This window comes from Clostridium beijerinckii (assembly GCF_018223745.1).
Lineage (GTDB): Bacteria > Bacillota > Clostridia > Clostridiales > Clostridiaceae > Clostridium > Clostridium beijerinckii.
On the sequence record NZ_CP073653.1, the window covers coordinates 1,950,001 to 1,972,360 of the forward strand.

A 22,360-nucleotide genomic window follows, 5' to 3' on the forward strand; every position below is an offset into this window, starting at 1 on the left:
GACAATTGGTTGATATTCCAATACCACTACAATCGTTATTATCGATGGTGTGACGGAGAAGGATAGGATGTGCTAGCTATTGGATGCTAGTCTAAGCGTTTAGGGAGTTGGGATTGGCAAATCCGTTCCAACAATTCTGAGGCGTGATGGGGAAGGTTCTACGGAACCGAAGTATCTGATTCCATGCTTCCAAGAAAAGCATCTAGAAAGAGAAGTAGTGCCCGTACCGCAAACCGACACAGGTAGATGAGGAGAGAATCCTAAGGCCGACGGAAGAATTGCAGTTAAGGAACTAGGCAAATTGACCCCGTAACTTCGGGAGAAGGGGTGCCTGAGAAATCAGGCCGCAGAGAATAGGCACAAGCAACTGTTTAACAAAAACACAGGTCTCTGCTAAAGCGAAAGCTGATGTATAGGGGCTGACGCCTGCCCGGTGCTGGAAGGTTAAGGGGAACACTTAGTGAAATATCGCGAAGGTGTGAACTTAAGCCCCAGTAAACGGCGGCCGTAACTATAACGGTCCTAAGGTAGCGAAATTCCTTGTCAGGTAAGTTCTGACCCGCACGAATGGCGTAATGACTTGTGCACTGTCTCAACTGCAAATCCGGCGAAGTTGTAGTGCGAGTGAAGATGCTCGCTACCCGCGATTGGACGGAAAGACCCCGTAGAGCTTTACTGTAGCTTAGCATTGAATTTCGGTATTGTCTGTACAGGATAGGTGGGAGACTGGGAAACTAGGGCGTCAGCCTTGGTGGAGTCGTTGTTGGGATACCACCCTGATAGTATTGAAGTTCTAACTGGATGCCATGAAACTGGTGACAGGACATTGTTAGGTGGGCAGTTTGACTGGGGCGGTCGCCTCCTAAAATGTAACGGAGGCGCCCAAAGGTTCCCTCAGAACGGTCGGAAATCGTTCGAAGAGTGTAAAGGCAGAAGGGAGCCTGACTGCGACACCTACAAGTGGAGCAGGGACGAAAGTCGGGCTTAGTGATCCGGTGGTACCTCGTGGGAGGGCCATCGCTCAACGGATAAAAGCTACCTCGGGGATAACAGGCTGATCTCCCCCAAGAGTTCACATCGACGGGGAGGTTTGGCACCTCGATGTCGGCTCGTCGCATCCCAGGGCTGAAGTAGGTCCCAAGGGTTGGGCTGTTCGCCCATTAAAGCGGCACGCGAGCTGGGTTCAGAACGTCGTGAGACAGTTCGGTCCCTATCCGTCGCGGGCGTAGGAAATTTGAGAGGAGCTGTCCTTAGTACGAGAGGACCGGGATGGACTGACCTATGGTGTACCAGTTGTTTCGCCAGAAGCATAGCTGGGTAGCTAAGTCGGGAAGGGATAAACGCTGAAAGCATCTAAGTGTGAAGCCCACCTCAAGATGAGATTTCCCATAGCATAAGCTAGTAAGACCCCTTGAAGACTACAAGGTTGATAGGTCAGAGGTGTAAGTATGGTAACATATTTAGCTGACTGATACTAATAGGTCGAGGGCTTGACCAATATAATCAAGTTGTAATATATATTAAAGAAACTATGTGCAATTTTGAAAGAGCAAGGTTTTTTCAAAGGAATAATTACAGTAGTAGATTTATGTAAATGTAGTATAAGCGTAAATTAAGAGTCTTTTTTCAAAGGAAACTCGACTCATATTCGTTTGCTGAGTGCTAATTTACACAAATAAGGAATACAAATCCCAAAAGCGATTTGCATAAGTTCGTTAAACCAAATTATAGATTTGGGAACTCACTTAATCTCGTGATGATGGCATAGAGGTAACACTCCTTCCCATTCCGAACAGGAAAGTTAAGGTCTATAGCGCCGATGGTACTGCATGGGAGACTGTGTGGCAGAGTAGGACATTGCGAGGTAATAAAAAATATGCTCAGATGATAACTTATCATCTGAGCATATTTTTTATTATAAAGTTTTTTGATTTAAAATAATAATTAAAGAATCCTTAAATATAAAAATTCAGATTTAAGGATTTGCAATAACTACTTATACAACGTGTAACTAATTTTTGGGACACGACTATACTGGTATTAATAGAGATAAGCATATATATTGAAATTTATTTCTATGCACAATTTTTTATATTTAGATTTCATTATCTGAGACTGTTTAAGAATTTTCTAATTATCATTAAATTGTGATTGTGATAAATTACTTTAGAAGGTGAGATTATGATTAAATTAGTACTAGTAAGGCATGGAGAAAGTCTTTGGAACTTAGAAAATAGATTTACGGGATGGACAGATGTGGATTTGTCAGAGAATGGATTAAAGGAAGCAAGAAGAGCAGGAAAAATACTTAAGAAAAATGGTTTTGTATTTGATGTAGCTTATACATCAGTTCTAAAAAGAGCGATAAGAACATTATGGATAATATTATATGAGATGGATTTGGCATGGATTCCTGTTTTTAAATCATGGAGACTAAACGAGAGACATTATGGAGCTTTACAAGGATTAAATAAAGCAGAAACTGCTAAAAAATATGGAGGAGAGCAAGTTCATAAATGGAGAAGATTTGTAAATGTAAAACCTCCAGAATTGACTAAAGAGGATACCAGATACCCTGGGAATGAATATAAGTACAAGGATTTAAATGAAGAACAAATACCTTTAACAGAAAACCTTGCTGATACTGAAAGACGTGTGTTAGAGGAATGGAGAGGAAATATAGCTGAAGATTTGAAAGAAGGTAAAAGAGTGATAATATCTGCTCATGGAAATACATTAAGAGCTTTAGTTAAATATTTAGACGACATTCCAGCTGATAATGTAGCTAATTTGAATATTCCAACAGGAATACCTTTAGTATATGAATTGGATGAAAAGTTAAAGCCAATTACTCATTATTACCTATCAGATAAGGAATAAGTGATAGGATAAGTTGGTGTAAAATCTGAATTTAAGAAAAAATTACAATAATTATAACAAAGAAATATAATTTATTGCAAAAACAGTAAATCTTTTAAAATTTTAAATTATATAGATTTACTGTTTTTGTGATTTTATTCAAATTAAATATAAAATTTTGTATTTTTTGTTTATATATTTCTATTAATATAAAGCGTATAATTACATAGTTGTGGAGTTCAGAATTGAAATAGGATATTTTTGTGATATCGTATTAAATGTTTGACTAATATAAATTAATTTTTACTAATATCTTTAAGGGGGAGACATTAAATGATAATAACTAGAAATTTAACAAAAGGAAATCCGGCAAAATTGATATTGCTGTTTACTATTCCTTTATTAATAGGAAATATATTTCAACAATTTTACAATATAGCAGATACATTTATTGTTGGCCGTACAATAGGCGTAAATGCTTTAGCAGCGGTAGGATGTACAGGAAGCATAATGTTTTTAATTTTAGGGTTTGCTCAAGGTTTAACATCGGGACTTTCAATCATTACTGCGCAAAAATTTGGTGCAGATGATAAGGAAGGGGTTAAGAAAAGTTACTTCACAGGCATAGTTATTAGCATGATAATAACTATAATTCTTACAACTATAAGTACGATTCTAGCTAGACCTATATTAGAACTAATGAATACACCTGTAGAAATTATTGATGATGCATATAATTTTGTAGTAGTAATATTTATTGGAATAATAGCATCGATGTTTTTTAATTTTTTTTCAAATATTATTAGAGCCTTGGGAGATAGCAAAACGCCATTAATATACTTAGTGGTAGCGTGTATTTTAAATATAATTTTAGAATTTGCATTTATATTAATATTCAAGATGGGAGTAACTGGAGCAGCTTGTGCAACTGTTATAGCACAGGGAGTATCGGCGTTATTGTGTATGTGGTACATAAAGAGAAATTTGCCCATACTTAAGTTAAAGAAGAGTGACTTAAAGTTATCCAAAGAAACTTTTTTAGAACACATTAAAATTTCTCTACCAATGGGATTTCAGGCATCTATAATAGCAATTGGTGCTATTATATTACAATTTGCATTAAATAGCCTTGGGGCTACTTCTGTAGCTGCATATACTGCCGCTCAGAAAATAGATACTCTCGCTACTCAACCGATGATGTCATTTGGTATAACAATGGCCACATACACAGCACAAAATTTTGGTGCGGAAAAAATTGATAGAATTAAAGAAGGCGTAAAGAAATGCGTTTTTATATCAGTAGCATTTAGTATTATAGTGGGCCTTATAAATACTTTTGCAGGTTATTTTCTTACAGGAATTTTTGTTGGATATGATCAAAAAGAAGTTATTAGGTTGTCACAAATATATTTAACTTCAAACGGATTAAATTATTTTTTACTTTCACTACTGTTTATATATAGATATACGCTTCAAGGATTAGGGCAAAGTTTTATTCCAACAGTAGCAGGAATTATGGAATTGTTGATGAGGACGTTCGCTGCAATTATATTATCACGACCGTTAGGTTTTTTAGGCGTGTGTATGGCTAATCCATTAGCATGGCTTGGAGCATGTATTCCACTTATAAGTGCATACTATATTAGCATCAGGAGAATAGATATAGAATACTCAAAAAAGAAAAGCTGTTTGTATGAATCAGATATAGATGCATGCAATTATATAAGTAAGTAAAAGTTAGTTTATATAGTAACTTTGTATTGTCGTATGATTTATGTGATAAGGAATGAAATAGGATTATTTAACACCAATAATCTTAGTTCATTCCTTATTACATTTTTTGATTATTTTAATTGTGTTTAAATCGATACATCTAATAGAGTAATTTGAAATTGAATATTGAATTTATATAATATTGTTGAAAGAATTTTACAAATATTTGAATGTAAAATACTGAATATATAAAATTTGTAATATATATACTGAGAATATAAAATGAGTTTTATATAAATGATATAATTAGAAGATCGGGAGTGAGATTATGGATGGAGAATCAGTGATAAAGTGGCATAAGGATATAATCGTAATAATTATGGGGGAAAGTGGAGGACTTTAGTTACAATGAATTAAAAATACTTAATATATTTTGATAATTATATTAAGATAAACATACATTTTTATAAAGTGGATATAAATTAAAAATTTAATAAAGTATTTATTGTAATAAAATGAAAAATAATATATAAATATATATGAAAATAAAAATGCTAGAATTAATATTAACATTTTTGGCATTTGTTATTAAAATAAAGATAAAAAGTGAGGAACAAAATGGAAGATAATCAAAATATACAAGACAAAATAAAAAGTTTTTTAGAAGAGAATAGGATAAATGTTAAAGGTGGAACTATAACAAGTGAAAAGCAATTATCACTAGTTTTAAATGATCTTGCAATGGGAGATTTTAAAAAAGGAAAGCTAGATAAGGCATTATATTTCACAGAAAAAGCAGCTGAATTTAATAAAGAAAATTATTATTCATATTTTATAAAAGGTCTAGTATGTAGAAAGTTAGGGAAAAATGAAGATGCGATTGAAGCATTTAATGTATATTGTAAAGACTCTGATGATTCATTAACCCACATATATATGGGACTTTCGTATGCAGAATTAGGAAACATAGAAAATGCATTAGATCATCTTAGAAAAGGCGAAAAGAACATCTCAAAAAATGAAAAGGAAGATCATAAATTATTAATCTGTGCAACTTATGAGTGTATAGGAAATATATATTTAAGTAAAGAAAATATAGTAGAATTTAATGAGAGAGATAAATATAGTATGAACTATAAAAGTGCGGTAAGATATTATAAAATGGCACTAAAAATAAACAGGAAAAATCCTGATTTAATCAATAGATTAGCTGCATGTTATTATCATCTTGAAGATTTAAATAAAGCATTATATTGCTATGAGCAAGCTGCTAAGATTGTAGAAGATAAAAGCATGTATGTAGAAGCAATCAAAGAAATGCATGAAGCTGGTGCTAAATCAGAGCCAGCAGGATTTTAGTCTATAAGAAAATTGTATAGATAAAAAAGCTTAATGTTATATTTTAGTAACATTAAGCTTTTTTGTATTTTTATAAGGTTTAATAAGCCAAAGGTAAACAACGTTAAAATACTGTATATAAATCAATTAAGCATATTCTGAAAAGTAAAGTGAAAATATCTTTCTAGAATTAATTAAAAGAGATAGAGACTAGGAAATACATAACTGATATATATAAATTTATAAATTAACTTGTAAAAACTATCATAACATTTCTACATAACGAACGTTTTTTGATAATATAGTTCTAATATTTATATTTGTAGAGAATACAAATGTCTTTCGTGGGTTGACAGATGGGCGGATATAGGATAATATATAATTTGTTAATAATCGTCGGAATAAATTAATAAATTAATAAATTTATACTTTAAGGATTACTTTATATAAACAATTTCAATAGAAATATTAAAAAGAATAGTAATATTTAAACAATGAATAGCTGGTTAATTATTTTCTATGTTTTTTGTAAATCTTATTATCAAATTATTATTTTTTTGCAGAGTACACCTTGAGAAAATAAAACTAATACTAGGGGGCTTATTTTATGAAGAAAAAAATTTCTTTGATTTTGGCGCTGGCTATGACAACTACATTTACGCTGGCGGGATGTTCAAAATCAAATACTAAAGCAAATATAGACAGCGATGTTATAAAAATTGGTGTATTTGAGCCAATGACTGGTGCTAACGCAGCTGGGGGACAGCTAGAAGTAGAAGGCGTAAAACTTGCGAACAAGCTCTATCCAACAGTTAATGGTAAAAAAGTTGAACTGGTTTTTGCAGATAATAAATCAGACAAAGTTGAAGCGGCTAGTGCAGCATCTAATCTTGTGGAGCAGGAACAAGTTAATGCAATTATAGGAAGCTGGGGAAGTGGAAATTCTATGGCGGCAGGAGATGTTGTACAAGATGCCAAGGTTCCAGCAGTTGCAGCCTCAGCTACAAATCCTCTTGTAACAGCTGGTAATGATTATTACTTTAGAGTTTGTTTTATAGATCCTTTTCAAGGAACTGTTATGGCAAAATATGCAGCAAATAAATTGCAAGCTAAAAAAGTAGCTTTACTTCAAGAGGTTTCAAGTGATTACTCAGTTGGAATTTGTAAGTTCTTTACTGATGAATTTATAAAGATTACAGGAGATAAAGATGCAATTATAGCTAAAGCTAACTATAATACAGGTGATCAGGATTTTACAGCTCAACTAACAAATATAAAGAGCAGTAATCCAGATGTGATTTTTGCTCCAGGTAATTTTACAGAAGGAGCTATGATAATAAAACAAGCAAGACAGCTTGGAATAACTACTCCAATAATTGGAGGAGATACTTGGGAAACTCCAGAATTTTTAGATATAGGTAAAGAAGATGTTGATGGAACAGTATTTTCTACTTTTTTTGCAAGTGAGACTCCTATAACTAACGAATCAAAAGTCTTTCTTGATGAATATAGAAAAGAATATAATAAAGAACCAGCAGCGGTTTCAGCTTTATCATATGATGCATATCTAGTAATTTTAGATGCAATTAAGAGAGCTAATTCGATAGATCCAGTAAAGATTAGAGATGAAATTGCAAAAACCAAGAATTTTCCTGGTGCTGCAGGAGTAATAACTATAGATCAAAATAACAATGCAGTAAAAGATGCAGTTTTAAAGATAGTTAAAGATGGTAAATTTACTTATCTTGATACAATAAAACCTGAAGAAAATTAATTAGGGGTGAAAATATGACTTTAATGAATTTAAGCACATTTATGCAAAATTTAGCAAATGGTATCTCACTAGGAAGTTTATACGCACTTATAGCCATAGGATATACTATGGTCTATGGAATATTAAAACTTATAAATTTTGCGCATGGAGATATATTTATGATGGCTGCATATTTCGGATTTTTCGGAGTTGCAACATTTGGACTACCTTGGTACTTTGCTTTTATAATCGCAGTGGTTATAACAGCATTCCTTGGAATGGGAATTGAATTCACTGCTTATAGACCGTTAAGAAATGCACCTAAGATTTCAGCTTTGATTTCAGCTATTGGTGTATCCTTCTTACTTGAAAATTTAGCGGTTGTTTTATTTGGAGGAAGACCTAAAGCATTTCCAGATGTGAAGCTATTTACAGATGTAATAGTTATAGGTGGAATTTCAATTCAAAGACTTACTTTTATAATTCCAGTTGTTACAATAGTAATACTATTTGTTTTATTACACTTAGTTAATAATACGAATATTGGTATGGCAATGAGAGCAGCTTCAAAAGATGTTGAAACTGCAAGACTTATGGGGATAAATGTAAATAAGACAATATCATTTACTTTCGCTATTGGATCGGGATTAGCTGCAGTAGGTTCTATGATGTGGTGTGTGAAATATCCACAAATAGTTGCACTTATGGGAATGATGCCAGGTCTTAAATGTTTTATAGCCGCTGTAATTGGTGGTATAGGAGATATTAAGGGAGCAGTTATTGGTGGTTTTATACTTGGACTAGCTGAAATTATGTTAATTGGATTTTTCCCTGGACTTACAGGGTATAGGGATGCTTTAGCATTTATACTATTAATCGTAATATTGCTATTTAAGCCTACAGGAATAATGGGAAAAAATTTAACAGAGAAGGTGTAAAAATGAACAATAAAAATAAATTTTTAAATATAGCTCTTATTGCAATTGTATTTTTACTCTTATTTGTTGCAAATAATAGCTTAGACTCTTATAAAATTAGAATTTTAAATTTATGTGCAATATATACAGTTCTTGGATTAAGCTTAAATCTAATAAATGGATTTACAGGATTGTTTTCATTAGGACATGCAGGCTTTGTAGCGGTAGGTGCTTATACAACTGCATTGCTTACAATGAGTGAAAAAGTTAAAAATCAAAATTTCTTTATGGAACCATTAATGGCGCCTTTTAATCATATATCGGTACCGTTTATTGTAGCATTGTTAATAGCTGGTCTTTTATCCGCATTTATAGCAGTTTTAATAGGTGCTCCGGCTTTAAGGCTTAAGGGTGACTATTTGGCTATTGTTACTTTAGGATTTGCAGAAATTATAAGAATAGTTATTACTAATATACAAGGTCTAACCAATGGAGCTTTGGGTCTTCGTGGTATTCCTCATATGACAAACCTATATTGGAGCTTTGGAGTAGCAATTGTGACAATAATAATATTGCTGTCGCTTATAAATAGTTCATATGGAAGAGCTCTAAAATCAATTAGAGAAGATGAGATTGCAGCTGAAAGTATGGGGATAAGTTTATTCAAACACAAAGTAATAGGATTCGCTATTGGTGCTTTTTTTGCCGGAGTTGGAGGTGGATTACTTGGGAACTTAATGGGAACAATTGATCCTAATATGTTTAAGTTCAGCCTTACGTTCAATATACTCCTTATAATAGTTATTGGAGGAATGGGAAGCGTTACAGGAACAGTTATATCAGCTTTCATCGTAACAATACTTGGAGAAGCTTTAAGATTTTTGGATATGGAAAAGCAATTTGATTTAGGAATCTTTAGTTTTTCAGGGATACCAGGACTTAGAATGGTTATTTTCTCAATTTTGCTTATGATAATAGTATTATTCTTTAGACATGGAATAATGGGCACAAAAGAATTTTCGTGGAAATCAATATTTAAATATTCTAATAACAAACCTCTAGAAGAAGGAGGGGACAAGTAATGGCACTATTAAACGTACAAAATGCGACTATGCAGTTTGGAGGACTTACGGCTGTAAAAGACTTTAACCTTCAAATTAATCAAGGAGAAATAATTTCCTTAATTGGACCTAATGGGGCTGGTAAAACTACAGCCTTTAATATGATCACTAATGTGTATACTCCTACAAGAGGAAAAATAATCTTTAATGATACTAATATTACTGGAATGAGACAAGATAAAATAACTCAAACTGGTATAGCAAGAACATTTCAAAACATAAGACTTTTTAAAGATTTGAGTGTACTTGACAATGTTTTAATAGGAAATCATGTTCATATTAAGTCAAACTGCATTGAAGCGATGTTAAAGCTTCCTAGATATAAAAGAGAAGAAAAAGAAATGGTTGAGAAATCTTTAGAGCTTTTAAAAGAAGTAGGTCTTGAAAAGTTAAAAAATGAGAAAGCAAGTTCTCTTCCATACGGTATGCAGAGAAAACTTGAAATAGCAAGAGCGCTTGCTACTAATCCGAAGCTTCTTCTTCTTGATGAACCAGCAGCAGGAATGAATCCCACAGAAACTGATGAACTTACAGATTTTGTTAGAGAAATTAAGGATAAATTTGATTTAACTATATTTATGATAGAGCATCATATGAATATGGTTATGGGATTATCAGATAGAATACAGGTTTTTGAATATGGAATTACTATAGCTGAAGGTACACCTTCTGAAATACAAAACGATAAAAAGGTTATAGATGCATATTTGGGGGTAGCTGAAGATGATTAAAATTGATAATTTAGTAGTCGCCTATGGTGGAATTGAAGCGTTAAAAGGAATAAGCTTAGAGGTACCAGAGGGGAAGATCGTAACTTTAGTTGGTGCTAACGGAGCAGGAAAAAGTACTACATTAAAATCTATAGTAGGTCTAGTTAAACCAAAGAGTGGAACTATGAATTTGGATGATGGAACTGATTTAACTAAGCTTAATACAGAACTTATGGTGAAAAAAGGAATAGCATTAGTTCCAGAAGGAAGAAAAGTTTTTTCAGATCTTACAGTACTGGAAAATTTAAAAATAGGCGCTTATACAAGAAAGGATAAATCAGGTATTCAAGAAGACTTGGAAAAGGTATATTCACTTTTTCCAAGACTTAAGGAGAGAACTTGGCAATTATCGGGAACTCTTTCAGGAGGTGAGCAACAAATGCTTGCAATAGGAAGAGCACTTATGTCAAGACCAAAGTTAATAATGATGGATGAGCCTTCTTTAGGACTTGCACCAATAATCGTAAAAGAATTATTTGGAATTATAAAGAAAATTAATGAAGAAGGCATGACAGTTCTACTAATTGAGCAAAATGCAAATGCAGCTTTAAAAATAGCTGATATTGGCTATATTATGGAAACTGGAAGAATAACACTAAGTGGCTCAGGGCAAGAATTACTTTCTAATGATGAAATTAAAAAAGCTTATCTTGGTGAAGCTTTGTAATATGAGAATTTTCGTATTTAGAGGAGAAATAGCAAGTCAGAAAATAGAAAAATACTGACTTGTTATTTTTTTATTTAAGGAATTTATTTTGCCTTTATTATTACAATACATTAAATTAAAATATAAGTTTTTAGAAAAAGATAATTTTAATTGAACTAAGAGATGTATATTATAAGAAATAAATGCTGGGATATTAGAATTTTTTGAGTTACTATTTTGTTGCTCTTATTTTGTACGTCAATAAGATTAAATTAATACTTAGATATTAGGGGGATATATATATGAAAAGAAAAATTTCATTGCTTTTGGTTATAGCTATGATGACTTCTTTTACTTTAGGAGGTTGTAATTCAAAATCAGGCACAAAAGCCAATGAGGATAGTGATGTAATAAAAATAGGTGTGTTTGAACCAATGACAGGTGCAAATGCAGCAGGTGGACAATTAGAAACAGAAGGTGCAAAACTTGCAAACAAGATTTATCCAACTGTTCTTGGTAAAAAAGTTGAACTGGTTTTTGCAGATAATAAATCTGATAAAGTTGAAGCAGCTAATGCAGCTGCAAACCTTATTGAGCAGGAGCATGTTAATGCTATTATAGGAAGCTATGGAAGTGGTTTTTCTATGGCAGCAGGTGATATAGTACAGGAAGCTAAGGTTCCAGCTGTAGGGGTAACTTGTACAAACCCTTTAGTAACCGCAGGAAATGATTATTACTTTAGAGTTTGCTTTATTGATCCTTTTCAAGGAACTGTTATGGCAAAATACGCAGCTAATAAGTTAAAGGCTAAAAAGGTAGCAATTCTTCAAGAGGTCTCAAGTGATTACTCAGTTGGAATCTGCAAATTCTTTACTGATGAATTTAAAAAGCTAACTGAGGATAATAATGCTGTTGTAGCAAAAGCAAATTATAACACAGGAGATCAGGATTTCTCAGCACAGCTTACAAATATTAAAGGAAGCAATCCTGATGTAATATTTGCTCCAGGGAATTTTACTGAAGGAGCAATGATAATAAAGCAGGCAAGGCAACTTGGAATTACAGCACCAATAATTGGAGCTGATACCTGGGAGACACCGGAATTTTTAGATATAGGTAAAGAGGATGTTGAAGGAACTGTATTTTCAACATTTTTTGCAACTGAGACACCTATAACTGAAGAATCTAAAATTTTTCTTGATGAATATAGAAAACAATATAATAAGGAGCCAGCAGCAGCTACAGCATTAGGGTATGATGCATATCTAGTAATTTTAGATGCGATTAAGAGAGCTAATTCTGCAGATCCAGTTAAAATTAGAGATGAAATAGCAAAAACAAAAGATTTTCCTGGTGCAGCAGGAGTAATAACAATTGATGAAAACAATAATGCAGTAAAAGAAGCTGTTTTGAAGATAGTTAAAGATGGCAAGTTTACTTATCTAGATACAATAAAGCCTGAATAGAATTAAAAATGTGAATACTTTAATAAAATGGATAATGTATGTTACAATTAAGTTCCAATATTGTGGCCCTAATTGTATAACTTGATTTATAAGGATTCTAAATGTATACTTAGTATTTACAGATATATATGATAATAATATTTATAGATAGAGGTAAATGGTTGTATGTTTTTTATAGGTATATTTGGCATTGAAAATAAAAATAAAGAAATAAAGATTTTAGACAATTTAAACTGTAAAAAATGTAATAAAGTTTTTCGTGGAAAGCTGATAAAAAATTTTAATTATTTTCATTTTTTCTTTATTCCGCTTTTTAGGTGGAATATAAAATATTATATAATATGTGATGGATGTGGAGCTAACTTTAGTATTTCAGTAGACAAAGGAAAAGCCATTGAGAATAACGAACCTGTGAATATAACTTATTGGGATCTTGATGAGCTAGAAAGCAGTAATTATAGAGATAATTATAATAGTGGTATATGCAGGAACTGTGGTATGGAAGTTGACCCAAGTTTTCAATTTTGTCCTCATTGTGGGAATAGGATTAAATTTTGAATTTAAAAAAAATCAAGTAGCTGTTGTAGCTACTTGATTTTTTTTCGTTAATTAAAAGTTTCACAAAATCACGTTGATTCGAGTAAAAATTGATAAAGAAATCTTTAATTACAGAAATATATTGTAATAGTTATTGAAATGGAATAACGTGGGTTTTATAATATATAATGATAGAATAGGTTTCTGATTCCAAAAGTTAAAGTTGGCTTTAGGATAATAATTTATTAAAGAATTAGTGATTATGAAAGAGGATATTAGATGTTTAATTATATAATATTTCTTGCAATGTTTTTAACGGCATTTGTTTCGGCGCAATTATGCATATTTTTATTTTATAAAAAAAGAAGAATACATTTAAACGGTCTTTTAGGTGTTATTTTATGTGTTTTTATATATAGTTTATTTTATTCTTTTGAGTTAATATGTCCTAATTTAACCTTTATGAAATTGTTTACTGGAATAGAGTATATAGGAATAGCATCCATTCCGGCTTTTTGGGTCATCATGGCCCTAGAATATACTAATAAAAGTAGGTATATTACTAAAAAGCTCTATATGTTGCTATTTTCGTTGCCTATGGTATTAGTGGCATTAAATATTACTAATGACTATCATCATCTTTTTTATAAAAGTTACACAGTTGACATTGCAGATAATCTATATATTGCAAATCTTAAACCAGGCATTGTATATGTTATATGCGTAATTTTTGTAAATGTATGCTTCATAGTAGGGAATAGCCTGTATTTAATTTTTTATAGAAAAGAAAACAGTTTATATAAAAAGAGAAGCTTTAAAATCATGCTTACATCATTTATTCCTTGGATTGGATATTGGATATACATGTCAAGGATTACGTCTATAAGAATAGATATAGTTCCAATTTTTATGGGAGTATTTTGTTTGATATATACATACGCTTTGTTTAAATCAAATATCTTTGAAACAGCTACTATTGCTAGACATGTTGTTTTTGACAATATTTCTGAAGCAATATTAGTATTAGACCAAGAAAACAAAATAATAGATATGAATAATATAGCAGAGAAAATTTTTAATATAAAATCAAAGCTAGCAATAGGACAAGACGTATGCACAGAGTTTAAAGAGTATCAGGAAATTATCAAATATATATATGAAGAAAAAGAAACGAGTTTCAACTGTGAAATTAAAATCAAGAACAAACTCTATTATTTTAAAGGAAAGCTTACACTAATTAATAATAACAGAGGGAAGGGTAAAGTTATTGTTTTGAGTGATAATACTGAACAGGTTTTAATGATTAAGAAACTTGAGTACTATGGCATCACTGACGTTTTGACAGGGGTATATAATAGAAAGTATTTCTATAAAATTGCAAAAGAAAAAATTGAAGCTTGTTCGGATAAGAAACATATGTCTCTATTAATGATGGATATAGATAAATTTAAAATTATTAATGATACTTATGGGCATCCTACAGGTGATATTGTTCTAAAAAAGGTAATGAATATTTGTAAAGAATTATTGGGAAAAAAATATTATATAGGAAGATATGGGGGAGAGGAATTTTTAATTCTACTAGATAATGCTAATTCAGAAAAAGCTTTAGAGATTGGTGAAACAATAAGAAGAAGGATTGAAAATTTGGAAATACTCCATGACAATAAATGCATAAAGATAACATCTTCTTTTGGGATATTTACATCAGTTAGAGAACGAGATTTGGAAAATATGATTAAATTTGCAGATAAAGCTTTGTATGAAGCGAAGAGTTTAGGGAGAAATAGGGTTTCTATAAAAATGGGGAATAGTTAGACTATTATAAATGGTGTAGCGCATTTATTATTACAAAGTAAAAAACTTTAAATGGTTACTATAATACTATTTAAAGTTTTTTTATTTAAAATATTTAATTAAAAAATTCATGAACTAAAAATACATTTTTAGTTTTTGCTTGCTTCAAATCTATCAACATGCAATATAGAAGAAAATAATTTCATCCATAACATTACAACTGCTATAGTTCCAATGCCTCCAATAAGAGCAGCGGGAACAGTCCCGAATAAAGACGCTGTAATTCCTGATTCAAATTCACCAAGCTGATTAGAAGTTCCTATGAATATCATATTTACAGAGCTAACTCTTCCTCTCATATAATCTGGAGTATTAAGTTGAACAAGCGTAGATCGTATAACAACGCTAATTACATCGGAAGCACCTAAAATCAAAAGAGCAATGAAAGATATTATAACAGATCTAGATATTGCAAAAGCTATAGTAGATAAACCGAAGAATATAACAGCTATGAACATTGTCTTCCCTACATTGTGCTTTAATGGTTTCCTTGCAAGATAAGCAGACATTAATAATGCTCCAACGGCAGGAGCAGATCTTAGTATGCCTAAACCAAAAGAACCTATCATTAGAATGCTACTTGCGTATATTGGAAGTAAGGCAGTTGCGCCACCAAATAATACTGCAAATAAATCTAGTGATATTGCTCCAAGTATTATAGGTCTACTCTTTATAAAAGATATTCCTGCGAATAAAGATTTTATGCTAGTTGGCTCAGATTTAAAAATTTCTTTCTCAATTGAAATATGATATATAAGAATACCTGATATTAAATATAAGATACCAGTTAATAAAAAAACTAGTGTTGTGCCAAACGTATATAAAATTCCGCCAACAGCTGGTCCTATAATAACTGCAAATTCTGAAACTGAAGACATTAAAGCAGAAGCTCGCGGGAAAATCTCCTTACTAACGATATTAGGCAATAAGGCTTGCATTGGTGGACCTTCAAAAGAATGAGCTACCGCTATAAAGAAAATGAGAATTAAAAATCGCTCTTTAGTAATTAACTCATTATAATTCCCAAAAGCCATAATAAAAATAAACACACTTTGAGTTACTTGACTTAAGGTTACTATTTTTCTGCGATCATATCTATCTGATATGTGTCCAACAAAAAGGGAGAGAAAAAGCATTGGTAAAAACTGAACTAGTCCAACAAGACCTAGATAAAATGCTGAATGAGTTAAGGAATACATTTGCCATCCAATAGCAACTGTAATCATTTGATATGCGAAATTAGTGGATACACGTGCTGTCATTAATAGTCTTAATGATTTGTTTTTAAGCAAAGAAGAATTGTCTTTAGTTGAAATCATTATATTTCAGAACCTTTCTGTATATAGAGTATTATGGCTAAATAAATATTCATAAACATAAGTAACTTATAGGTTTATAATATATTAAATAGCATTATTAATAGTATATACTGGTGAAGAACGCGTATCAAGTTAATAATGGAATTATTTTCTTTTAGAATTGCGGATACAGTTATTAGCAAAAACTATTTTGGACACAATAAATAGCTTTGTTACTAATATTAAAAAGTTATTTTGAAGAAGAATTTATCAACTGTAAATAATTATTTATGTTAAAAATATGATAAAATAAACATTAATCTGGTATTAACCTGAATTATTCATAAAATTATATGAAACATGCTTTGCATGGCTCGTTAAGCTGTTCTTAACAAATTCAAAACTTCACTTATTAAGTGAAAAAATATAGAAAAATAGACTCAAATTTGTTATGGTTAATTTGCGAAAAAAAACAATTAACAAAGGAGAGTCTATATGGGTAGTTTATTAGAAAAATCTTTGAATTTCAAGAGAAATGTAAAAATTAATTTTGATGGTGGAAATTTAACATCAGATTCTGGTCTTATTTTATATAGTGAATTTGATGAAAGAATAGGTTTTTCAAGAACTGTAAAAGATGTTTTTTATGTTAATGATGGAATTAATCATAGAGAACATACAAACGAAGAGATATTACTACAAAAAGTTTATCAAAGAATAGCTGGCTATACAACCGACGATAATTCAGATGAATTAAGATATGATCCAGCGCTTACTACAATTTTAGATAAAAATGCACTAGCTTCACAGCCTACAATTTCACGTTTTAATAACAATCTCGATAAAGAAAACTTAAGACAATTTAATAAAATAAATGAGTTGGTTTTGGATAAAGTATACTCAATTGATATGCCAAATCAAATAATTTTGGATATTGATTCTACTAATTTTGAAACTTATGGTAATCAATATGGTTCAGCATACAATTCACATTATTCAGCAAATGGATATCATCCACTATTAGTTTTTGATGGACTAACAGGTGATTTATTAAAGGCAGAGTTGCGTTCTGGAAATGTTTATACATCAAGAAAAACAGTGGCTTTTATTGGTCCATTATTAAAAAGGTATTCAAATAAATATATTTGTACAGACCTATACATTCGTGGCGATAGCGGTTTTGCTATACTTATGGACTTTATGAAATTGCAGAAGAACATGATGCTAAATATGCAATAAGATTAAAAGCAAATGCAACATTGTATAAGTATTCTGAAGAATTTACTACAAGAATGGAGATATTATGCAAAAGAAATATCTATGACCATTATACTATATATGGTGAATTTGTATATAAAGCAAAGAAATGGACTAAAGAACGTAGAGTTGTTGTGAAATTAGAAAAGAAAGAAGGTCAAATGTGTATAGATTATACTTTTGTTGTGACTAACATGACCAGCCATCCAGAAGCTGTAATAAAATTTTATTGTAATAGAGGAACAATGGAGAATTTTATTAAAGAAGGCAAAAACGGCTTCGCTTTCGATAAAATGAGTAGTTCATCTTTTATCGCAAATGCTAATAAGCTTCAAGAGATGGTTTTAGCATACAATTTAAACAATTGGATTAGAAGATTATGTTTTACAAATTCAATGAAATCTCTAAGAATAGAAACAATACGAATGAAAATAATTAAAGTAGCTGGTAAACTTGTAAAGAGTAGTAGATACTTAAAATTCAAACTCTGTAGTTCATGTGCTTATCAAAATGAGTTTTGGCATATTTTAAAAAATATCAATTCACTGCCGTTATTAAATTGATTCAGATTACAATTTAATATGTAAGATATGGTTAAAACCTAAAGTCCGTAGCGAAGCTGTACGTATATTTAGAAAAATAATTAAAAATTAAGAAAAGAAATAGCTAATAGCATGAAAAACTAACTTTCTTATGTTATTAACTATATCTATGAATAATTCAGGATTAAATATTATTAATACACATAAGAGGAGGATATAATATGAGTTTTGGAAATCTTCAGAAGATAAGTAATGGAAAGAGAACTTTTGGAATAACTCCGCATATTCCAGGAGGTTTTATTACTATAGAAACTATGCAAAAAATTGTGGATATAGCAAAAAAATATAATGGTATATTAAAAATAACTTCAGGACAAAGAATATTAATAACTAATCTTAAGCAAGAAGACTTGGAAAATGTTTGGAATGAACTTGGAATGGAACCAGCAGTTAAAACACAAAATTCAGTTAAGAATGTTGAAATGTGCCCAGCTGGATACTGTAAAAGATCTAAATATAACACAATTGGGACTGGAATGAAACTTTCAAGAAAATATCAATGGATGGAAATGCCATGTAGGACTAAAATAGGAGTAGCAGGCTGTAGAAATGCTTGTGGAAGCGTTTATAGTAAAGATATTGGAGTGATAGCCGATAAAACCGGTTTTATTGTTGCAGCAGGAGGATCAGGAGGTTATAACCCAAGAATGGCAGATATTATTGCTAAAGATATAACAGAAAGCCAAGCATTGAGTTTAGTTGATAATATTTTTGAATATTATATAGAAAATGCAGAGGCAGGAGAAAAGCTGGGATTTTTTATTGATAGAATCGGAATTGAGAAATTTAATCAAGATGTTTTAAAGGGTATAGATATATAGATTCCTTATACATAATTTGGAGTTATATAAATGATATTTAAAAGGTCTTTAAAAAAGAGAGAATTTTGATTAAATAAAAAATTAATTCACGGGGGAATAATGAAAAAAATAAAAGCGGTGTTATTTGACATGGATGGAGTTATATTCGATACAGAGAGAGTATACCTAGAGACTTGGAGAAAGATTTTTAAGAAGTATGGATATGATATGAGTGATGATGTCTATATTTCTGTAATGGGAAGAGGACGGAAAAACGTAATCAAGAAATTTTTAGAGTTATATGGAGAAAACTTGCCTATAACACAAATGTATGAAGAAAAAGATAAGGAATTAAAGAAGGCAGTAGAAAGTGGTCAAATTGCTATTAAAGAAGGGGCGAAGGAAATTTTAGAGTTTCTAAAAGAGAGAGGATATAGAATAGCTCTTGCGACATCAGCTAAAATAGAACGAGCTAATATTCAGTTTAGAAATACTGATATCAAAGAAGATTTTGATGTTATGGTTTATGGTGATGATGTAGTAAAAGCCAAACCAGATCCAGAAATATTTCTAAAGGCCGCTAAAAAGCTTTGTGTAAATCCTGAAGATTGTATTGTTATAGAGGATTCTGCTGCAGGTATTGAAGGAGCATATAAAGCTAAAATGATAGGAATACATGTAGAAGATCTTAAGAAAGCCGACAATGATATACTAAAGTATTGTCATAAAAGCTTTGAGAATTTACTAGATATTAAGGAGTATTTAAGTAAGAATATTGATAGGTAATAATTAATATATTCAGAATTTACGTTAAATTGTGTTTTTATAAATATTTATTATCTTACTATTTTGATAAAATGCGGTACATAGCTTGGAGATTATTCTAAAATAATACTTATTTTAGACAACAAATTTATTATTAATAAATTTGTTGTCTTTTTTTATAAAATAATCATATAATATTTAATAATTTTCTATAAATATATGTTATAATAGACTGGCGATGCATAAAATTGAGAGCTTCGTATTTATCTCGTTATTAACTTAAGGGGGAGGATAATAAGTTTATTATTAAACGTGTTAAGAAAGTTTTATTAACTTGAAAAATTCTCGAAATATGGTGTATCATATATATGGATTTTCTTTATTAAAATAGTGCGTTAATAGATACAATAGATTATTATGCGACGGTTTTGTTAAAAATAATAAACAATTATACTAAATAATATATATTTTATATGATTAGATTTGAAAATAAAAAGAAGACAAAATGTTAAGGAGTGAATATTATGGGAGATAATAAAAAATCTTTTATACAAAGTGCATTAGGTTCAGTTTTTTCTGTTTTTAGCGAAGAGGAATTAAAAGAACTGTCAAACGGCAGAAAAATTGCTATATGTGGAAAAGTTAACAATCCAGGGATAATAGAAGTTCCGGAAGGGGCTACACTTAATGAAATAATACAATTATGTGGTGGGCTTATAAACAAAAGTAACTTTAAAGCAGCTCAAATAGGACTTCCTTTCGGTGGTTTTTTAACAGAGGACAGCTTAGATAAAGAATTTGATTTTGGACTATTTTATGAAAATATTGCACGAACAATTATTGTTTTATCACAAGAAGACTGTATTATTCAATTTGAAAAATTTTATATAGAATATTTACTAGCAAAAATTAAAGATGGATCTTATAAGAACTATGAAGTTGTTAAAGAGGACATAACTGAAATGTTTAATATATTAAACAGAATAAGTAAAGGTGTGTCTAATATGCGTGAGATTTATCTTTTGAGAAATCTTGCAGTGACAGTGAAAAGTAAGATGAACCAAAAGCATAATATCATGGAAGAAATAATAGACAAATTCTATGAAGAAATTGAAGAACATATAGAGGAAAAGAAGTGTTATACATCACAATGTAACCATTTAGTAAAATTAACAATTACTAAAAAATGTATTGGATGCGGAGCTTGTAAAAGAGCATGTCCTGTTGATTGCATAAATGGAGAATTAAAAAAGAAACATGAAATAGATTATAATAGATGTACACATTGTGGAGCATGTGTCTCTGCATGTCCTGTTGATGCAATAAGTGCAGGAGATAATACTATGTTATTTCTTAGAGATTTAGCAACACCTAATAAGGTTGTAATTACTCAGATGGCACCAGCAGTTAGAGTTGCGATAGGTGAAGCTTTTGGCTTTGAACCAGGAGAGAATGTTGAAAAGAAAATAGCAGCAGGTCTTAGAAAACTAGGAGTAGATTATGTGTTTGATACGAGCTGGGGAGCTGATTTAACAATAATGGAAGAAGCTGCAGAACTTCAAGAAAGACTTGAAAGACATCTAGCTGGGGATGAGAGTGTAAAACTTCCAATTCTTACTTCATGCTGTCCTTCATGGATTAAATTTATAGAGCAGAATTATGGAGATATGTTAGATGTTCCTTCTTCAGCTAAATCTCCAATGGAGATGTTTGCTATAGTGGCTAAGGAAATATGGGCAAAAGAGAAGGGGCTTTCAAGAGATGAAGTTACTTCAGTTGCTATTATGCCATGTATTGCAAAGAAGTATGAAGCTTCAAGAGCAGAATTTTCAGTAGATATGAACTATGATGTTGATTATGTAATCACAACAAGAGAACTTATTAAAATATTTGAAAATTCAGGAATAAACTTAAAAGAAATTGAAGATGAAGAAATAGATACAGTTATGGGAGAATACACTGGAGCTGGAATTATATTTGGTAGAACAGGTGGAGTTATAGAAGCAGCTACAAGAACAGCTCTTGAAAAGATGACTGGAGAAAGATTCGATAATATAGAATTTGAAGGCCTTAGAGGTTGGGATGGATTCAGAGTTTGCGAACTTGAAGCTGGAGATATAAAATTAAGAATAGGTGTTGCTCATGGACTTAGGGAAGCAGCTAAGATGTTAGATAAAATAAGATCAGGAGAAGAATTCTTCCATGCAATAGAAATAATGGCGTGTGTAGGTGGATGCATCGGCGGTGGTGGTCAACCTAAAACAAAGGGAAATAAGCAGGCAGCATTGCAAAAAAGAGCAGAAGGATTGAATAATATAGATAGATCAAAGACACTTAGAAGATCAAATGAAAATCCAGAAGTACTTGCTATATATGAAAAATATTTAGATCATCCATTAAGTAATAAAGCTCATGAGTTACTTCATACAGTATATTTCCCAAGAGTAAAAAAAGATTAGAACATTAATTTGAGTGTGATTTAAAATTATAGAAAAACCTCGATGTTAAATATCGAGGTTTTTCTTGGAATTATATTAAAATATAGAATAATATAATTTTTACAGTTTATTATTTGGAAGAGTATTTTTATAATTTTCTTTACATATGCAATTGAAATTTATAATATTAATGTATACGTGTTTTTTCATATGATTATGAGTA

At 31.0% G+C, this 22,360-nt stretch carries 15 protein-coding genes, 2 rRNA genes and 1 pseudogene (1 of these 18 cut by a window edge); 17 read left to right on the forward strand and 1 reads right to left on the reverse strand.

From position 1 onward, the window contains the following. The 13 genes from KEC93_RS08970 to KEC93_RS09030 form a co-directional block, all read left to right on the forward strand. A 23S ribosomal RNA gene (locus KEC93_RS08970) occupies window positions 1-1,498 on the forward strand (it extends 1,414 nt beyond the left edge of the window). 251 nt (window positions 1,499-1,749) lie between these two features. After that, window positions 1,750-1,866, forward strand: a 5S ribosomal RNA gene (rrf, locus tag KEC93_RS08975). Between the two features lie 315 nt (window positions 1,867-2,181). Then, window positions 2,182-2,880 (forward strand): 2,3-diphosphoglycerate-dependent phosphoglycerate mutase, encoded by a 699-nt coding sequence (gene gpmA / locus KEC93_RS08980; RefSeq protein WP_077870052.1) that lies wholly within the window; start codon window positions 2,182-2,184, stop codon window positions 2,878-2,880. Window positions 2,881-3,192: 312 nt separating this feature from the next. Continuing rightward, window positions 3,193-4,593, forward strand: a complete 1,401-nt coding sequence (locus KEC93_RS08985; protein ID WP_011969084.1) for an MATE family efflux transporter — start codon at window positions 3,193-3,195, stop codon at window positions 4,591-4,593. A gap of 597 nt (window positions 4,594-5,190) precedes the next feature. Continuing rightward, window positions 5,191-5,931: a tetratricopeptide repeat protein gene (locus tag KEC93_RS08990; protein ID WP_011969085.1), complete on the forward strand. Its 741-nt coding sequence runs from the start codon at window positions 5,191-5,193 to the stop codon at window positions 5,929-5,931. A 586-nt stretch (window positions 5,932-6,517) separates the two neighbouring features. Beyond that, on the forward strand, window positions 6,518-7,684 hold the full coding sequence (locus KEC93_RS08995; protein ID WP_039768388.1) for an ABC transporter substrate-binding protein: 1,167 nt from the start codon (window positions 6,518-6,520) through the stop codon (window positions 7,682-7,684). A 14-nt stretch (window positions 7,685-7,698) separates the two neighbouring features. After that, window positions 7,699-8,601 carry a branched-chain amino acid ABC transporter permease gene (locus tag KEC93_RS09000; protein ID WP_011969087.1) on the forward strand — a complete coding sequence of 301 codons (903 nt, stop codon included), beginning with the start codon at window positions 7,699-7,701 and terminating at the stop codon, window positions 8,599-8,601. 2 nt (window positions 8,602-8,603) lie between these two features. Beyond that, window positions 8,604-9,662: a branched-chain amino acid ABC transporter permease gene (locus KEC93_RS09005; RefSeq protein WP_011969088.1), complete on the forward strand. Its 1,059-nt coding sequence runs from the start codon at window positions 8,604-8,606 to the stop codon at window positions 9,660-9,662. Beyond that, window positions 9,662-10,432, forward strand: coding sequence for an ABC transporter ATP-binding protein (locus KEC93_RS09010; protein ID WP_017212967.1), 771 nt, complete (start codon window positions 9,662-9,664; stop codon window positions 10,430-10,432). Before KEC93_RS09005 ends, KEC93_RS09010 begins: the two co-directional genes overlap by 1 nt. Continuing rightward, entirely contained in the window at window positions 10,425-11,138 is a 714-nt protein-coding gene (locus KEC93_RS09015) for an ABC transporter ATP-binding protein (protein WP_077869904.1), read from the forward strand. The genes KEC93_RS09010 and KEC93_RS09015 overlap by 8 nt, the downstream gene beginning before the upstream one ends. A gap of 281 nt (window positions 11,139-11,419) precedes the next feature. Continuing rightward, entirely contained in the window at window positions 11,420-12,583 is a 1,164-nt protein-coding gene (locus KEC93_RS09020; RefSeq protein WP_077869901.1) for an ABC transporter substrate-binding protein, read from the forward strand. A 165-nt stretch (window positions 12,584-12,748) separates the two neighbouring features. Beyond that, on the forward strand, window positions 12,749-13,141 hold the full coding sequence (locus KEC93_RS09025; protein WP_077869900.1) for a zinc ribbon domain-containing protein: 393 nt from the start codon (window positions 12,749-12,751) through the stop codon (window positions 13,139-13,141). 258 nt (window positions 13,142-13,399) lie between these two features. Beyond that, window positions 13,400-14,938, forward strand: a complete 1,539-nt coding sequence (locus KEC93_RS09030; RefSeq protein ID WP_039768397.1) for a histidine kinase N-terminal 7TM domain-containing diguanylate cyclase — start codon at window positions 13,400-13,402, stop codon at window positions 14,936-14,938. Window positions 14,939-15,066: 128 nt separating this feature from the next. Here KEC93_RS09030 and KEC93_RS09035 read toward each other — a convergent pair whose 3' ends face one another. Further along, window positions 15,067-16,296 carry an MFS transporter gene (locus KEC93_RS09035; protein WP_077869897.1) on the reverse strand — a complete coding sequence of 410 codons (1,230 nt, stop codon included), beginning with the start codon at window positions 16,294-16,296 and terminating at the stop codon, window positions 15,067-15,069. A gap of 474 nt (window positions 16,297-16,770) precedes the next feature. On the opposite strand from KEC93_RS09035, the pseudogene KEC93_RS09040 reads away from it, so the two are divergent. The 4 genes and pseudogenes from KEC93_RS09040 (at window position 16,771) to KEC93_RS09055 (ending at window position 22,158) form a co-directional block, all read left to right on the forward strand. Further along, window positions 16,771-18,095 (forward strand): annotated as a pseudogene (locus KEC93_RS09040) (IS1380 family transposase). Window positions 18,096-18,295: 200 nt separating this feature from the next. Next, complete coding sequence (locus tag KEC93_RS09045; RefSeq protein WP_039768402.1) at window positions 18,296-18,955, forward strand: ferredoxin-like domain-containing protein; 660 nt, start codon at window positions 18,296-18,298, stop codon at window positions 18,953-18,955. A 99-nt stretch (window positions 18,956-19,054) separates the two neighbouring features. Continuing rightward, window positions 19,055-19,720: an HAD family hydrolase gene (locus tag KEC93_RS09050; protein WP_039768405.1), complete on the forward strand. Its 666-nt coding sequence runs from the start codon at window positions 19,055-19,057 to the stop codon at window positions 19,718-19,720. A gap of 503 nt (window positions 19,721-20,223) precedes the next feature. Then, window positions 20,224-22,158 (forward strand): [FeFe] hydrogenase, group A, encoded by a 1,935-nt coding sequence (locus KEC93_RS09055; protein ID WP_011969097.1) that lies wholly within the window; start codon window positions 20,224-20,226, stop codon window positions 22,156-22,158. The last annotated feature ends 202 nt before the right edge of the window (window positions 22,159-22,360 follow it).

What these genes read in the sequence shown, in the direction of transcription:
- KEC93_RS09020 (WP_077869901.1), top strand. Translation starts at nt 11,420, where the DNA reads ATGAAAAGAAAAATTTCATTGCTTTTGGTTATAGCTATGATGACTTCT.
- KEC93_RS08985 (WP_011969084.1), top strand. Translation starts at nt 3,193, where the DNA reads ATGATAATAACTAGAAATTTAACAAAAGGAAATCCGGCAAAATTGATA.
- KEC93_RS08990 (WP_011969085.1), top strand. Translation starts at nt 5,191, where the DNA reads ATGGAAGATAATCAAAATATACAAGACAAAATAAAAAGTTTTTTAGAA.
- gpmA (WP_077870052.1), top strand. Translation starts at nt 2,182, where the DNA reads ATGATTAAATTAGTACTAGTAAGGCATGGAGAAAGTCTTTGGAACTTA.
- KEC93_RS09015 (WP_077869904.1), top strand. Translation starts at nt 10,425, where the DNA reads ATGATTAAAATTGATAATTTAGTAGTCGCCTATGGTGGAATTGAAGCG.
- KEC93_RS09045 (WP_039768402.1), top strand. Translation starts at nt 18,296, where the DNA reads ATGAGTTTTGGAAATCTTCAGAAGATAAGTAATGGAAAGAGAACTTTT.
- KEC93_RS08995 (WP_039768388.1), top strand. Translation starts at nt 6,518, where the DNA reads ATGAAGAAAAAAATTTCTTTGATTTTGGCGCTGGCTATGACAACTACA.
- KEC93_RS09000 (WP_011969087.1), top strand. Translation starts at nt 7,699, where the DNA reads ATGACTTTAATGAATTTAAGCACATTTATGCAAAATTTAGCAAATGGT.
- KEC93_RS09005 (WP_011969088.1), top strand. Translation starts at nt 8,604, where the DNA reads ATGAACAATAAAAATAAATTTTTAAATATAGCTCTTATTGCAATTGTA.
- KEC93_RS09035 (WP_077869897.1), bottom strand. Translation starts at nt 16,296, where the DNA reads ATGATTTCAACTAAAGACAATTCTTCTTTGCTTAAAAACAAATCATTA.
- KEC93_RS09050 (WP_039768405.1), top strand. Translation starts at nt 19,055, where the DNA reads ATGAAAAAAATAAAAGCGGTGTTATTTGACATGGATGGAGTTATATTC.
- KEC93_RS09055 (WP_011969097.1), top strand. Translation starts at nt 20,224, where the DNA reads ATGGGAGATAATAAAAAATCTTTTATACAAAGTGCATTAGGTTCAGTT.
- KEC93_RS09010 (WP_017212967.1), top strand. Translation starts at nt 9,662, where the DNA reads ATGGCACTATTAAACGTACAAAATGCGACTATGCAGTTTGGAGGACTT.
- KEC93_RS09030 (WP_039768397.1), top strand. Translation starts at nt 13,400, where the DNA reads ATGTTTAATTATATAATATTTCTTGCAATGTTTTTAACGGCATTTGTT.
- KEC93_RS09025 (WP_077869900.1), top strand. Translation starts at nt 12,749, where the DNA reads ATGTTTTTTATAGGTATATTTGGCATTGAAAATAAAAATAAAGAAATA.